Below are 14055 nucleotides of genomic sequence, written 5' to 3' on the forward strand. Positions count from 1 at the left end.
CCCCGGGGCGCCCCGCCCCTCCCCGCGGCGGGCGCGCGGCGCCCCCCCCCCGGCCCCCCCCCCGGGCCCCGGCCCTCGCCTGGCGGGCGCGGCCCCGGCGGCGGAGCCGGTGGGCGGAACAGCGAGCAGGGGGGCGCCCGCCCCTCCGGCCGTCCCGGTCCGGGCTACTGGCCGACGCGGCCGTCGACGCACTCGCGCAGCAGGTCGGCGTGGCCGCAGTGGCGGGCGTACTCGTCGATCATGTGCACCATCACCTCGCGGACGGCGAGCTTCTCCCGGCCCAGGCGCACGCCGAGGTCCTCGGAGTGCCGGGCGAGGGTGGCGTCCAGGGCGGCCTGTTCGCGCTCCAGGTCGGCGAAGGCGGCGTCCACCACGGCCCGGTCGGCGACGGCCCCGTCGAAGTCGGAGTCCCGCGGGCCGTAGAGCTTGGGCAGCGGCTCGTCGTCGGTGATCCAGTTGTTCCAGTCGCGCTCCACCTCGGCGAGGTGGCGGACCAGGCCGAGCAGCGACATCGTCGACGGCGGCACCGAGCGGCGCGCCAGCTGCTCCGCGTCCAGGCCGTCGCACTTCAGGCGCAGGGTGAGGCGGTAGTTGGTGACCGCCTCCCGCAGTGTCGCCAGTTCACCGTCCGGGGCCGGGCCTTCGTTGTCGCGCGGGTCGTCGTCCGGGTCCATCCACATGTCGGGGTAGACGGTCGCCGTGGTCCAGCGTGCGGGTTGTTCGCTCATTCTCGCCATGATCGTCGCCGACCGGCCCGACCGCCACCGGGTTTCACGCGGGGGCGGCGCCGGTGTCGCCGAAGAGGTCGAAGGACCAGACGAACACCTCCCGCGGCCCCGCCTGCGACACTCCCCCGGCGCTGCGGTAGACCGAGCGGGCCACCGGGTTGTCCGCCTCCGTGACCACCCACATGCCGGAGCAGCCGAGGTCGCGCGCCAGGTCGGCGAGGGCCGAGGTCAGCGCCGGGCCGATGCCGCGCCCGCTGAAGCGCGCGTCGACGCCCAGCTCGTGGAGGAACATCCCGGTGCCCCGGTCCGGGCGGGTGGTCTCGACCCCGGTGACCATCGCGGCCGGCGCGTCGTCGACGTAGGCGACCAGCAGGTGGTGGCGCTCGTCCGCGAGGAAGCGCGCGGTGGCCTCGGGAAGCGGCGGGGACTCGAAGAGGTGCCCGGCGGCCTGGACGTCCTCGGCGCGGGTGACGCGGCGGATCTCCATGGGGTGATGCTGACAGAATCCCGGCGCGGGAGACAGCGGGCCTCGGGCCAAGTCGGCCGGGGCGCAACGAAATCCGGGTGCTTCCGGCCGTGCGGGCCGATAGGGTCCGCGCGTGGACGAACGGGACTACGGAAACGAACGGGAGCGCCGGGACGTGCGGGACCACGAGGAGGAGCGGCTGGCCGGCGGGAACGCCACCGCGGGCGTCGTGCGGATCGGGGACACGGTGCGCCGGCCCGCCGGACCGTGGACGCCCGCCGTGCACGCACTGCTGACGCACCTTCACGAGGCGGGCTTCCGGGCCGCGCCGCGGCCGCTGGGCATCGACGACCAGGGGCGGGAGGTGCTGGACTTCGTGCCGGGGCGGGTGGTCTGGCCGGACCGGTTCGCCCTGCTGGACCCGGTGGCCCGGCTGGCCCGGGTGGCCCGGCTGATCCGGGAGTTCCACGACGCCGTGGCGGGGTTCACACCGCCGGCCGACGCCCGGTGGCAGGTGCTGATGCGGGACGACTCCGCGGCGGCCGGCGAGATCATCGCCCACCAGGACCTGGCGCCGTGGAACCTGGTGGCCGACGAGGACACCGACCGGTGGGCGTTCATCGACTGGGACACCGCCGCACCCGGCTCCCGGCTCTGGGACCTCGCCTACGCCGCGCACGGCTTCCTCCCGCTGGCCGCGGATCCGGCCTTCCGGCGTGCCGACGCCGCCGGGCGGCTGCGCGCGTTCGTCGACGCCTACGGGCTCGACGAGGACGAACGGCGGCGGCTGGTGCCGATGCTGGGGCGGCGCACCCGGGCCATGCACGACTTCCTGCGCGAGCAGGCGGGCCTCGGCGTCCAGCCGTGGACGCGGCTGTGGCAGGAGGGGCACGGCGACACCTGGCTGGCGAACACCGGATACATCGAGGAGCGCGAGGAGCGGTGGCTGCGGGCCCTGCTCGACGGCTGAGGGGAGGGTCCTACGCCTCCGGGCCGTCGTGCGGCTGCGGGAGCGTCGGCGGGAGCGCGGCGACCGCCTCGGTGGTGCGGCAGAGTGCCTCGACGGCCCCGCGCAGCGCCCGCCAGGCGGCCAGGCCGAGCAGCACCCCGGCGGGCGCCGAGGGCCACCACCAGGCGCCGAGCACGGTGAACGCGACGGCCCACACCAGGGCCTCGCAGGCAGCGTCGTAGGCGTCGCGCGCGGCGCCCAGGGCCTCGCGGGCCGGATCGGGGGCGCCCAGGAACAGGCCGGTCCAGGCCTCGGCGACGTCCGTGCCCGTCGTCTCCAGGACGCGCCGCTCGGTGGCCCGCAGCCGGTCGCCGCACCAGGTGGGCCCGGCCGGTTCGGCGGGGGCGGACCGGGCGCGCAGCGCGTCCAGGCGGGCGGCGCGCGTCTCCCGGCCGGCGGCGCGGGCCCGTACGGCCTCCCGGGCGATCTCGTCGGACGGTGACCAGCGGCGCCGCCGCCACGCGGTCAGCCGCCGGCCGAGCGGTGACAGCCACCAGGGCCACGCGCCGGAGGCCAGCGCGCCGATCACGCCCGCCGCGAACGGCACGGCGAGGGCGGCCGCCACCGCGGCGGCGGCGAGCAGCACCAGCACCGCGGCGCCGTTCGAGCCGGGCCCCTCGCCCGGGCGCAGCGCCCCGGCGATGCCCGCGCGGGCGCGGCCGAGGTCGGACCAGTGCGCCCGGCCGAGCTGTCCGCCGCCGACCACGGCCACCACGACGAACAGCGCGGCCGGGAGCAGCCGGCGCAGGAACCAGCCGTCCGGCAGGCGTTTCTGGAGTTCGAGGAGCAGGCCCACCGGCGGCTCAGTCCACCGGGCGGAGCGGGCCGCCGGTCAGCGCGCAGAGCGGATCGGGGCCCTCCGCGGGCTCCTTCTCCGGCAGGTCGACGCGGGCGCAGCGGCCGGTGGGGCAGATCCGGCCGACCGAGCGGGCGGGCGGGCCGGCGGGCCACGCGCCGACGCCCAGGGTGGCGCGCAGGCCGATGCCGCCGGGGACCCCGGCCGCCTCCACCGCCTCGTGCAGGGCCCGCAGGGCGTCGCGCCAGGCCGGTTCGGCCGGTGCGGTGTCGCGGACGACGGCGAACGGGGCGTCCCAGGCGGGGCCGAGGAGGTCGCGCAACTCCCCGGCGTTGCGGCACAGGTACTCGACGGCGTCCGCGAGGACCCGCTCCGCCTTGGCGTCGTTTCCCACCCGTGCTCCGTTCGTCCGCAGGAAGTACCTTCGTATCCCTGCGGAATGACGATACGTCACGATACGGTGGCACGGTGGGCGAGGTCCGGGATCGGGTGGCGGCACGGTTGTCGGCGGCTCAGAGCACCTCGGGCGGGGCCGCGTTGCGGCTTCCGGAGGCCGCGCAGGACGCGCTGGCGCTGCTGCGGGAGGTGACGGCCGACCCGGCGGGCGAGGTCGACCTCGCGGCGGTCAACCTGGTCTTCTGGACGTTCTGCCTGCGGCACACCGGCCCCGCCGATCCGGACGCGGGCCGCAACACCGCCGTCATGAGCTTCACCTTCGGTTTCCTGTACCCCCGCGCACCCGCGTCGGCGGTGTTCCCCGAGCCGTTCAAGGCCGGCTTCGACGCCGCCGATCCGCTGCACGACGCACGGTTCGCGCTCCTGGTGGCCGACACCCACGGCGAGTTCGCGCTCGCGCCGGACACCGCCGAGGACGTCCGGCGGGCCGCGCTGGACCGCGCGCTCGCCTGGTCCGGCCTGGCGCGGAGCCTGCTGCCGCCGGAGCACGCGTCGGACCCCGTGGCGCAGTTGCAGGCCTTCCGCTTCGAGGCGGCCCGCTTCGAGCTGGCCGCCGATCCCGACGCGCTGGCCCGCGCCGCCGGGCACGGGCGGGTGGTGTGCGAGGCGCTGATCGCCGAGGCGCGGGGCGGCCTGCTGCCCCCGGAGGGCGCCGAGTTGCTGACCGCGGCCCTCGGTGCCGTGGCGGACGCGGCCAGGCTGCTCGGCGTACCGGCGGTCGACGAGGCCGAGCGGCTGATCGCGGCGGCGCCGCCCGGGACGCTCCCGCCCGCCACCGTGCAGGCGCTGCGCGACGTCCGGGAGCTCCGTGCCCGGGCGACGGCCTGGCCGGGGCAGTTCGACCTGCTGATGGGGATCGCCCTCGCCAACGGCGGGGTGGCCGACGACGACCACGGCCGGGTCGCCTGCGCGGTCCGGCGGCTGCGCGCGGCCCTCGCCGCCACCCCGGCCGGGAATCCGCAACGCGGTGCCGTCGCCGGTGTCCTGGCCGAGGCCCTGGAGACGCTCGCCCGGGTGTTCGGCGACGAGGGGGCGGCACGCGAGGCCGCCGAACTGCGGGCCCGGGAGCCGGGGGCGCAGGACGGGGCGGAGGCCGGGGACCTGGCGCCCGAGGAGGCGCTCGCCTTCGTGCGGGACGCCTACGAGCGCTCGGACGGACCGCCGGTCATCGCGATGGAGGTGCTCTCCATCGCGGCGTCGCCCGACGACGGGCCGGTCACCGACGAGCGGATCGAACGGTTCCGCGCCGCACTCGCCCCGGTGGCCCCGGACCACCCGCGCCGCTACGCCTACGACGCCGTGCTCGCCTCCCTGCTCGGTCTGCGGGCCGGACAGCTGCGCCCGTCCGACCCCGCACGGGCGGCGCGGCTGGACGCCGAGGCCCGGGCGCTGGGCCGGCAGGCGGCGGCCGCGGCTCCGCCCGGCACCCCGCTGACCACCGCGCTGGGCTCCGGCCACTACGAACTCGCCCTGCCGTACGCCGCCGCCATGGCCGTCCTCGCCCGGCCGGACGGCGGTTTCGACGATCCGGAGCTGGCCGCCTCGGCCGCCATGCTGTCCCGCCTCACCGACCTCGCCGGGCGGACCGACCGCAGTCCCGGCGACCCCGGCACCCTCGCCGAGAACGTCGCGGTGCTGCGGGACCTCCTGGCCGGTCTCCCCGAGGGCGACTCCCCGGACCGCGCGCGGCTGTCCGCGGCCCTGGGCACCGCCCTGTACGCCCACGGCGCGGCCTCGCGCGACCTGACGTCGGCCGACGAGATCGTGACGCTCCTGCGCTACGCCCGGGCGCACTCCCCCGAGCGCGACCCCGCGGCCGACGACGCCCTGGCCTGGACGCTGACGCTGATCTCGGCCCTGCGGTTCGACCCGGAGGCCGCCCGCGAGGCGGCGGCGGTACGGGCCGAGGCGGCCGCGAGGCGCGCCGGGACCGTCGGCACCGGTGGCGACGGGGGCGACGGGGGCGGACCCTCGGACATCGAGTCGGCGTCCTCGACGGCCGTCATGGAACTCCACGGTGCGCTGCAGAACTACCTCCTGGGCCACGAGCCGGCCCAGCTCGAACGGGCCCGGCAGGCGGCCCTGCGGCTCCAGGAGCTCGCCGCCCGGGCGGGCGACGACCCGGCCGCCGCGCGGCTCGGGCTGGACCGGGCGGGCGACAACTACCTGAACCTGCTCGACGCGGTGGGTCCCGGTGGCGGCCCGAAGAGCTCCATCACCGACGATCAGGTGGAGCGGTGCCGCGAGACGTTCGAGGCCTGCCCGCCCGGCCACCCCCACCGGCTGAACGCCGCGCTGACCTACACCAGGGTGCTCGTCCAACGGGCCCTGATCGTCCGCCGGCAGGACCCGGCAGGGCTGCCGCCGCTGCTGGACGAGGCCCGTCGGATCGTCGACGTCATCGCCCCGGAGGCTCCCGGGGCCCTCGTCGAGGGGTTGCGCGCGTTCGTCACCATGGCCGGGGCGAGCTCCGAGGAACTCCCGCGGCTCCTGGACGCCGCGGCCGAGCGCGACCCCCTGGCCCTCTTCTCCGCGGAGGGCTTCTCCGCCGTCCTCGGCGACTTCCTCGGCCCTTCGGCCGGGACCGGCGAGGCGCCCTTCCCGAGCATCCCCACGCTGCCCGCCTGGATGCGGGCCCACAACGCGATCGGTGCGGCGGCCGGTGCGGTGCGGCGCCCGCCGGAACAGGGCGGCGGGATCGACGCGGCCCTCGACCACATCGAGACCGCCGTCGAGCTGCTGCCCCAGGTCACCGACCGGGGCAGCGACCAGCAGTCGGCGGAACACGCGCTGGTCTCCTTCGACGGGGACCTGCGGGGCATCACCGACCTGGTGCTGATGGCGATCACCCTCGGAAAGGCGCCCCGGCGGTTCGTGGAACTCGTCGTGGATCCGGGCCACGTGCCCGGGCGGTGGAGCGGCGCGGGGCAGCGGAACATGCTGGTGGAGACCGGACTCGGCGTCATCGACGGACCCGAGGTCGACCGGGCGGTCGAGCTGCTGGAGCGCGGGCGCGGGCTGCTGCTGGCCCGGCGGATCGAGGCGCGGGTCGACGTGAGCGAGCTGCGGGCCGCCCACCCGGAAGCGGCCGAGGCGTTCGAGTGGATCACCGACGAGATCGCCGGGCCGCACCCGGAGGTCCTGCCCGAGCGGGCCAGGCTCGACGCGCTGCACGCCTCGCGGGCGCTGGACGACCTCATCGGGCGGATCCGCCGGCTGCCCGGCTTCGAGGGATTCCTGCGACCGCTCACCGCCGAGCGGCTGCGCCACCTGGCCGGGGACGGCCCGGTGGTGCTGCTCCAGCAGGGGCCCCAGCACTGCCACGCCGTCGTCGTCACCGGGGAGCGGATCACGGCGCTGCTGCTCGCCCCGGAGACGCCGGAAGTGACGGAGCACGCCCGGCAGTTGCGCGAGGCCGTCGACGCGATCAACGCCCGGGGCCGGGCCCGGCCCTCGCCCGCGGTGCTGGTGCGTGCCTCGGCGACCGTGCGGCGCTGCCTGTCCTGGACGTGGCACGAGGTCGTCCGGCCCGTGCTCGACCACCTCGGGACCGCCGGGGCGGTGCCCGAGGGCGGGGCGTGGCCGAGGATCTGGTGGGTGCCGACCGGGGTGTTCAACGCCCTTCCGCTGCACGCCGCCCAGTGCGCTCCGGCGTCGGCGGACTGCGGGAGCGGCGGCCGGGGCTGCGGGGCCGCGCTGGACGCGGTCGTGTCGTCCTACGTGCCCGGCTTCCAGACCCTGGCGTACGCGCGCGCCCGCGCCGGGGCCCGCGCCGGTGCCGGGGACGCCGGGTACGCGAACGCGCTGCTGGTCGCCGTCCCCGAGGACGAACTGCCCGGCGTCGCGGCGGCGGCCCGCTACGCGGCCGGGCTGCTCGGCGCGCCCGCGCCGCTGGTCGGCGCGGCGGCCACCCGCGCCGCCGTGCTCGGCGCACTCGGCGGGACCAGGTGGGCGCACTTCGGCTGCCACGCGGCCGCCGACCCCGACGAGCCGTCCGGCGCCCGGCTCCACCTGCCGAGCGGCGAACAGCTCTCCGTCCTGGAGATCTGCCGCGCCCGGCCCGACGCCGCCCGGCTGGCCTTCCTCACGGCCTGCGGCACGGCGCGCAGTTCGGAGCGGCTCAGCGACGAGGCGATCCACATCACCGGCGCCTTCCTGCTCGCCGGGTTCCCCCAGGTCGTCGGCACGCTGTGGGAGATCGACGGCGAACACGCGGAGCAGGTCACCCGCGACTTCTACCGGCGCGTCACCGCCGGGGACGGCGACCCCTCGGCGAGCGCGCTCGCCCTGCACCACACCGTCCGGGAGCTGCGGCGCCGCCTGCCGGAGCGGCCGCAGCTGTGGGCGGCGTACGTGCACGCGGGGGCGTGAGCGGGGCGGTCGGGGCTGCGGGGGACTACTCCCCCGGCACGCCGGGCAGGCCGGGGGTGAAGCCGTCGAGGGCGTGGGCGCACGGACAGGTGCGGGTGGCCGGCAGGGCCTCCAGCGCCGCGAACAGGACGGTCCGCAGCCGGTCGACGTTGCGGGCGAACGCCTCCAGGACCTCGGCGTGGGTGACGCCCGCACCGCTCTCCACGCCCGCGTCCAGATCGGTGACCAGGTTCAGCGAGGTGTAGCAGAGCGCGAGTTCACGGGCCAGCACGGCCTCCGGGTGGCCCGTCATGCCGACCGTCGACCAGCCGTTGGCGGTGAACCAGCGCGACTCGGCCCGGGTGGAGAACCGCGGCCCCTCGATCACCACCAGCGTGCCGCCGTCCACCGGCTCCCAGCCGGCCCCGCGCGCCGCCTCCAGCACCGCAGCCCGCCCCGCCGGACAGTACGGGTCCGCCATCGGTGCGTGCACCACGCCCGGCACCGAACCGTCCGGCAGCGGCACGCCGTCGTAGAAGGTCTGCGCCCGGGCGGCGGTGCGGTCCACGAACTGGTCGGGCACGAGCAGCGTCCCCGGCCCGTACTCCGGCCGCAACCCGCCCACCGCGCACGGCCCCAGCACCTGGCGCACCCCGAGCGAGTGCAGCGCCCAGAGGTTCGCCCGGTAGTCGATCCGGTGCGGCGCGATCCCGTGCTCCCGGCCGTGCCGGGGCAGGAACGCCACCCGCCGGCCGCCCACCTCCCCGACGAACAGCGAGTCGCTGGGCGGCCCGTACGGAGTCCCGACCGCCACCTCGGCCACGTCGTCGAGCAGCGCGTACAGCCCCGACCCGCCGATCACCCCGAGCTCCGCCCGCTGCTCCGCCATGCCGCACGCCTCCCGTCGCAGAAACCTGGTGCCCTTCAGCGTACGACCCGGGTCAGTCCAGAAGGGTGGTCAGCCGCTCCAGGAGCCAGGCGGCGAGGGCGCGGGCGGTGCCGGCGGTGGCGGCCTTGGCGAGTTCGGTGGGGAGGTGGGGGTGATCGGGGCCGGGGCCGGGGACAGGGGTGGGGGCGGTGGGCGGGGTGGGGCGCTTCCTGCGGGGCATCGGGGCCTCCCTGGTGGTGGGTGCGTGGGTGTCCTGGCCGGTCGGCCGGACGTCACGGTCCCGGTCGGGAGGGGTGGTCGAGGGCGATCGCGGACGGATCCGGAGGATCGCGGAGCGGGGAGCCCGGCGCCGCCGCCCGGCACTACGCTGGGAGGCCGGTCGGCGGAGGATCGCGGACCGGGTGCGACGGGCGAGGGGCGGGGCGTGGCCGTAGGGGCGAGCCGGGAGGCGCAGCAGGCACTGCGGGAGTTCGGGCAGCGGCTCGACCAGTTGCGCAGGGACGCGGGTGATCCCGACGGACCGCGCCTGATCGAGGCCGACACCGGCGGGCGGCTCACGAAGACGGTCATCAGCGAACTGCAGAAGGGGCGGGCCGGTGTCCACCGGCTGCACCCCTGGGAGGTCGTGTCGGCGTTCGTCTCGGCGTGCCGGGTGTACGACGAGCGGAACACCAGGGTCCTGAGCGCCGCGCGGACGGAACTCGCCCACTGGAAGGGCGAGTACACGGCGCTGGTGAACGTGGTCGAGCGCCTGGACCGGGCGACGGAGGAGCGGCGGCCGGAGCCGGCGCCCGGGCTGCCGGTGATCGCGCCGCCGCCCGCCGTCCCGGCCGGGTTCACCGGGCGGGAGGCGGACCTCCGCGGGCTGCTCGACCTGCTCGGGCAGGACGCCGGGACCGCCGTCGTGGTCGCCTCGGTGCGCGGCATGGGCGGCATCGGCAAGACGACGCTCGCCCTGGCGACCGCCCACGCCGCGCTGGCCGCCGGCGCCTTCGCCGGGGCCGTCTTCCTGGACCTGCGCGGCTACGACGACACGCCGCTGGACGCCGGGCAGGTGCTGGACGGGGTGCTGCGGCAGCTGGGCGTGGACCCGGATCTGATCCCGCCGGACCACGACCAGCGCGCCGCCGTCTACCGCGCCCAGCTCGCCCTGCGGGCGGGGCACGGGGAAGGGGTGCTGGTGGTCGCCGACAACGCCTCGCGGGTGGAGCAGTTCGAGCGGCTGGTGCCCGGGGACGGGCCGCACCGGCTGCTGGTCACCTCCCGGGACGACCTGTCCGCAGTCGGTGCGTGTCTGGTCGACCTGGACGTGCTGCCGGCGGGCCGGGCCGTCGAGCTGCTGGACGTCACGGTGCGGACGACGCTCCCCAAGGACACCCGGCTCGCCGACGATCCCCAGGGCGCCGGGCGGGTCGCCGAACTCTGCGGGTACCTGCCGCTGGCGCTGCGGATCGCCGCCGCGCAACTGGTGGCCGACCGTGGCCTGAGGCCGGGGCAGCTGGCCGAGGAACTGGCCGACCCGAAGGAGCGGCTGGACCTGCTGGACGACGGCACGCGGACGGTCCGGGCGGTCCTGGAACGGTCGGTGCGGCGGCTGACGCCCCCGCAGGAGGAGTTGTTCCGGCTGCTGTCGCTCAATCCGGGCCCGGATTTTGCCACGGAGACCGCCGTGGCGCTGTCCGGTGTCGGCAACGTCCGGGCCCGGCTCGCCGAACTACAGAGGGCCAGCCTGCTCCGGCAGGACCCGGAGACCTACCGGTGGAGCATGCACGACCTGGTTCGGGCACACGCGGCCGAGCTGGCGGGGCGGCACGAGTCCGGAACTTCCGCAGCGCTGACGCGGCTTCTCATCTTCTACGGAAACACCGCGAGAGACGCAAGCGTCCACCTGACCCCCTCCCTCCAGGGGGACCACGCCCGGTTCGGCAGCCGTACCGGGGCCCTGCGATGGCTGGATGCCGAATATCCCAACCTCATCGCCGCCATTCACGCCGCGCACGCCGTCCGCTGGCACTGGATCCCCATCACGATGTCCGCCGCCCTCCTCGACTACCAGACGCTCCGCCGCTTCCACGAGGACCAGTACACCGTGTGCAGTGTCGCGCGCGACGCGGCCGAAGCCACCGGCGTCGACAGGGAGGTCGCGGGGGCGTGGATCAACCTCGGGATCGTGCTCAGCTCGCTTCGGCGCCTAGCCGAGGCCGAGAAGGCGTTCCGCACCGCTCTTGACACGTTCCAACGGCTCGGTGACGACGATCACGAAGCTGCGGCATTGAACAATCTCGGGTCCGTGCTGCTGGACCAGGAGAAGTACCCGGAGGCGGAGGACGTCTACCGCACCGCACTGGCCATTCACCGTCGTATCGGCAGCCAGTTCGGCGAAGCCGTGAGCTGGAACAGCCTCGGCAGCGTGCTCGTGGCCCTTGAGCGGTACGAGGAGGGCGAGGCGGCATACAGGACCGCTCTGCCGGAATTCCAACGGCTCGGCGACCGCTTCCGTGAGGCCATGGTCCTGAGCAACATGAGTTTGGCGCTTCGCGGGCGCGGCGGGCTCACGGCGGCGATCGAAGCCGGCGAGCGGGCGGCGGCGATCTTGGCGGAGTTGGAGGACGACCACCAGCACGGGATGGCGCTGGGCACGTTGGCGACGATCCTGGAGGAAGCCGGGCACGACGCCGCCGAGGTGCGGGAGGCGGCGGCGGAGGCCTACCGGCGTGCCGGGGACGAAGAGGAAGCGCGGAAGGTGCTGGAGGCTGGAAGGTGAACGTGGGACCGCTGGTGCACGTGTGCGACGGGCCGGGTGGGTTGGTGGTGTGGGGGGTCGCCGAGCCGGAGCGGTGGGAGGTGGACGTCAACGTCATGGTCGAGGCGGGTGAGGACGTCGGGGCGGTGGATCTCGACGGGCTCGCGGAGGTGCTGGCGCACCTGGACGAGGTGGTGGAGCGGGCGCGGCGGTTCGCGTGTGCCGAGCTGGGGGTGACGGAGGAGGCGGCGGCGCTGGACTCGCCCGAGGTGAACGTCTACGTCGACGGGTGGATGCTGCGGTTCGCGGAAGGGGACCTGCCGATCGGCGAGCCGTTCGGGGTGGCCGTGTGGTTCGAGGGGCTGCGGCCGGTGCGGGTGGAGGATCTGAGCGAGGCGGAGGAGATCGGTTACTGAACGGCGTCCCACTCGTGGAGGGCGGCGAGGGCGGTGGTGCGGTCGGCCGGGCCGAGGAGGTAGTCGGCGACCGGGGTGAGCAGCAGGGTGGTGCTGCCGGGGGCGGGGAGCAGCCGGGCCTCGTCCCAGGTGTGGCGGATGACGGTGCGGCGCAGCAGGGTGCCGTGGCGGGGGTTCGGGCGGGGGGCCGTGGTGGCGGCGTCGGTGCGGCGGCGGCGCTCGGGGGCGAGTTCCGGGGTGAGGGCGGTGCGGACGGCGGCGAGGGTGCCGAGCGGCAGGCGCGGGGCGGCGAGGTCGAGCAGGGCGGCGGCCTCGGGGGCCAGCCGGTAGGCGGCCAGGACGGCGGCGGTCTCGGCGGGTTCGAAGGGCTGGTGGGTGAGACAGGAGAGGTCGAGCAGGGTGAGCGGGTCGAGTTCCGCTCCGGCGGGCGTGTGCAGCTGGGCCTCGGCGAGGGCGATCAGGCACTCGACGTGGTCGTCCGCGACGAGGTAGGGGCGGACCGGCACGCCGGCGTGGTCGCCGGGGAGGGCGGCCGTGGTGAGGTCGACGCGGTACCAGGGGTCGAGCAGCGGGTCCTCGGCGGGCCAGCGGACGGTGACCGCGGTGTGGTGCGGGCGGTCGCCGAGGAGGGTGACGTCGATGGTCTCCACGGGGTGGTCGGTGACCAGGCGGACGACGGCCTGCCAGAGCGCGGCCTCCCCGGGGGCGACCAGGTCCAGGGAGGCCTGGGGCCGGAGCAGGCCGGACGGGTAGTAGCCGGCCAGCGGGATGCCGTGGATCGCCCGCACCCCGGTGGAGCGGGCGAGGTCGTGGGCGAGGCGGGCGTAGTGGTCGGCACGGGTGCGGGCGCGGCGCAGTTCGGCGCGGGCGGGCTCGCCCATCCGGACGTCCTCGCGGGCCAGGGCGGAGAGCACGAGGTGGGGCAGGTGACGGCTGCCGCGGGCGCGGTGGAGCAGTTCGGCCGGCCCGTCGGCCGGGTCGACGTCGAGCAAGTTGTACAGCAAAGCGGTGTTCACGGACGTCCGCCTCCGAAGGTATCGTCATGGCGCCCGACGCCGCCGACGGCCGAGGGCGGGGGCGATCACGACCGGTTACTGGGGGTACCCGGTCGCGGGAGGTGAAGGGGGGCGGACCGGACCGTCTCCGGATGGCCCCGCACGGTGATTGTGGCCGGGCGGGTTCAACGCGCGGTCACCACAGGCTCAACGGAGCCTCGACACCGCGCACGGCCTGGTGGTTGATTACGTCACAGAGAAGCTGACATGTGCACGAGCGGGGCGGGCACTGTCCTTGGGCAGCAGGGGGCAGGATGGGCGATCTCCGTTTTTCCGTACTGGGTCTGATGCGGGCTCACCGCGGCGCGACGGCGCTCAAGGTGGGCAGCCCGCAGCAGCAGGCGATGCTGGCCGTGCTGCTCCTGCGGCCCGGCCATTCGGCGAGCGCCACGGACCTGATCGCGGCGCTGTGGGGCGAGGAGCCGCCGAGCGCGGCGATGACCACCGTGCGGACGTACGCGTGGCGCTGGCGCAAGGTGCTCGACGCCGTGGAGCCGGCGGAGCCCGGGGAGGGCGGGGAGCCCGGGGAGAAGGCGGCGGGCAGCGTCCTGGTCTCGATGGGCGACGGCTACCGGCTGGTCCTGCCGAAGCTGGCGGTGGACGCGGCGCAGGCGGAGGCGCTGGCCGCCGAGGCGGAGCGGACCGCCCGCGCCGAGCCGCTGCGCGCCCGCGACCTGCTCAACCAGGCGCTGGAGCTGTGGCAGGGCGAGCCGCTGGCCGGGATCCCCGGGCCGTTCGCGGAGCGGCACCGCCAGCGCCTGGAGGAGCTGCGGCTGACGCTGCTGGAGGAGCGGATCGGCCTGGACCTGGCGCTGGGCCGCTACTCGCGGTGCATTCCGGAGCTGACCGCGCTGACCACCGAGCACCCGCTGCACGAGCGGGCGTACGGGCTGCTGATGCGCGCGCTGTACCAGGCCGGGCGGCAGGCGGACGCGCTGGCGGTGTTCCGGGGCGTGCGGCAACTGTTCCTGGCGGAGCTGGGGGTGGGGCCGGGGGCGGAGCTGGAGCAGTTGCACCGGCGGATTCTGGAGGGCGATCCGGGCCTGGCCGCGCCGGAGGCACCGGGCGGCGGCGCGGGCGCGGTGGCGCCGGGCCCGGCCCCGGCGGAGGGCGCGGCCGCGGAGCGCGCGGAGGCGGCGGACGGCGA

At 76.2% G+C, this 14055-nt stretch carries 12 protein-coding genes; 5 read left to right on the forward strand and 7 right to left on the reverse strand.

Annotated elements, in window-relative coordinates; genetic code table 11:
• Positions 1–164: 164 nt before the first annotated feature.
• Both ACFXAM_RS32740 and ACFXAM_RS32745 read right to left on the reverse strand, forming a co-directional pair.
• Complete coding sequence (locus tag ACFXAM_RS32740; RefSeq protein WP_380296782.1) at positions 165–728, reverse strand: DinB family protein; 564 nt, start codon at positions 726–728, stop codon at positions 165–167.
• A gap of 43 nt (positions 729–771) precedes the next feature.
• Positions 772–1215, reverse strand: coding sequence for a GNAT family N-acetyltransferase (locus tag ACFXAM_RS32745; RefSeq protein WP_380296784.1), 444 nt, complete (start codon positions 1213–1215; stop codon positions 772–774).
• A gap of 178 nt (positions 1216–1393) precedes the next feature.
• Between ACFXAM_RS32745 and ACFXAM_RS32750 the strand changes: the two genes are divergently transcribed.
• Complete coding sequence (locus ACFXAM_RS32750; protein ID WP_380296801.1) at positions 1394–2164, forward strand: phosphotransferase; 771 nt, start codon at positions 1394–1396, stop codon at positions 2162–2164.
• Between the two features lie 10 nt (positions 2165–2174).
• Here the strand turns inward: ACFXAM_RS32750 and ACFXAM_RS32755 are convergent, their stop codons facing one another.
• On the reverse strand, positions 2175–2999 hold the full coding sequence (locus ACFXAM_RS32755) for a hypothetical protein (RefSeq protein ID WP_380296785.1): 825 nt from the start codon (positions 2997–2999) through the stop codon (positions 2175–2177).
• 7 nt (positions 3000–3006) lie between these two features.
• Entirely contained in the window at positions 3007–3393 is a 387-nt protein-coding gene (locus ACFXAM_RS32760; RefSeq protein WP_380296786.1) for a hypothetical protein, read from the reverse strand.
• Between the two features lie 74 nt (positions 3394–3467).
• Between ACFXAM_RS32760 and ACFXAM_RS32765 the strand changes: the two genes are divergently transcribed.
• Positions 3468–7826 carry a CHAT domain-containing protein gene (locus ACFXAM_RS32765; RefSeq protein ID WP_380296787.1) on the forward strand — a complete coding sequence of 1453 codons (4359 nt, stop codon included), beginning with the start codon at positions 3468–3470 and terminating at the stop codon, positions 7824–7826.
• Positions 7827–7851: 25 nt separating this feature from the next.
• On the opposite strand, the gene ACFXAM_RS32770 is transcribed toward ACFXAM_RS32765, so the two are convergent.
• Both ACFXAM_RS32770 and ACFXAM_RS32775 read right to left on the reverse strand, forming a co-directional pair.
• Complete coding sequence (locus ACFXAM_RS32770; RefSeq protein WP_380296789.1) at positions 7852–8694, reverse strand: S-methyl-5'-thioadenosine phosphorylase; 843 nt, start codon at positions 8692–8694, stop codon at positions 7852–7854.
• A gap of 52 nt (positions 8695–8746) precedes the next feature.
• Complete coding sequence (locus tag ACFXAM_RS32775; RefSeq protein WP_380296791.1) at positions 8747–8914, reverse strand: hypothetical protein; 168 nt, start codon at positions 8912–8914, stop codon at positions 8747–8749.
• Positions 8915–9118: 204 nt separating this feature from the next.
• Between ACFXAM_RS32775 and ACFXAM_RS32780 the strand changes: the two genes are divergently transcribed.
• On the forward strand, positions 9119–11458 hold the full coding sequence (locus ACFXAM_RS32780; RefSeq protein ID WP_380296793.1) for a tetratricopeptide repeat protein: 2340 nt from the start codon (positions 9119–9121) through the stop codon (positions 11456–11458).
• Complete coding sequence (locus ACFXAM_RS32785) at positions 11455–11853, forward strand: hypothetical protein (protein ID WP_380296795.1); 399 nt, start codon at positions 11455–11457, stop codon at positions 11851–11853. The genes ACFXAM_RS32780 and ACFXAM_RS32785 overlap by 4 nt, the downstream gene beginning before the upstream one ends.
• Here ACFXAM_RS32785 and ACFXAM_RS32790 read toward each other — a convergent pair.
• The gene (locus ACFXAM_RS32790) at positions 11847–12869 is read right to left on the reverse strand and encodes a hypothetical protein (RefSeq protein ID WP_380296797.1); all 1023 of its coding nucleotides are present in this window, start codon (positions 12867–12869) and stop codon (positions 11847–11849) included. The genes ACFXAM_RS32785 and ACFXAM_RS32790 overlap by 7 nt on opposite strands.
• A gap of 326 nt (positions 12870–13195) precedes the next feature.
• Between ACFXAM_RS32790 and ACFXAM_RS32795 the strand changes: the two genes are divergently transcribed.
• Positions 13196–14055: BTAD domain-containing putative transcriptional regulator (locus ACFXAM_RS32795; RefSeq protein WP_380296799.1), on the forward strand; the 860-nt coding region annotated here is incomplete at its 3' end.

The sequence above is a fragment of the Kitasatospora sp. NPDC059462 genome, from assembly GCF_042749955.1.
Classification (GTDB): Bacteria; Actinomycetota; Actinomycetes; order Streptomycetales; family Streptomycetaceae; genus Kitasatospora.

Excerpts from the sequence above, each read along its gene's own strand:
- ACFXAM_RS32745 (WP_380296784.1), bottom strand. The coding sequence starts at position 1,215 with ATGGAGATCCGCCGCGTCACCCGCGCCGAGGACGTCCAGGCCGCCGGG.
- ACFXAM_RS32770 (WP_380296789.1), bottom strand. The coding sequence starts at position 8,694 with ATGGCGGAGCAGCGGGCGGAGCTCGGGGTGATCGGCGGGTCGGGGCTG.
- ACFXAM_RS32740 (WP_380296782.1), bottom strand. The coding sequence starts at position 728 with ATGAGCGAACAACCCGCACGCTGGACCACGGCGACCGTCTACCCCGAC.
- ACFXAM_RS32775 (WP_380296791.1), bottom strand. The coding sequence starts at position 8,914 with ATGCCCCGCAGGAAGCGCCCCACCCCGCCCACCGCCCCCACCCCTGTC.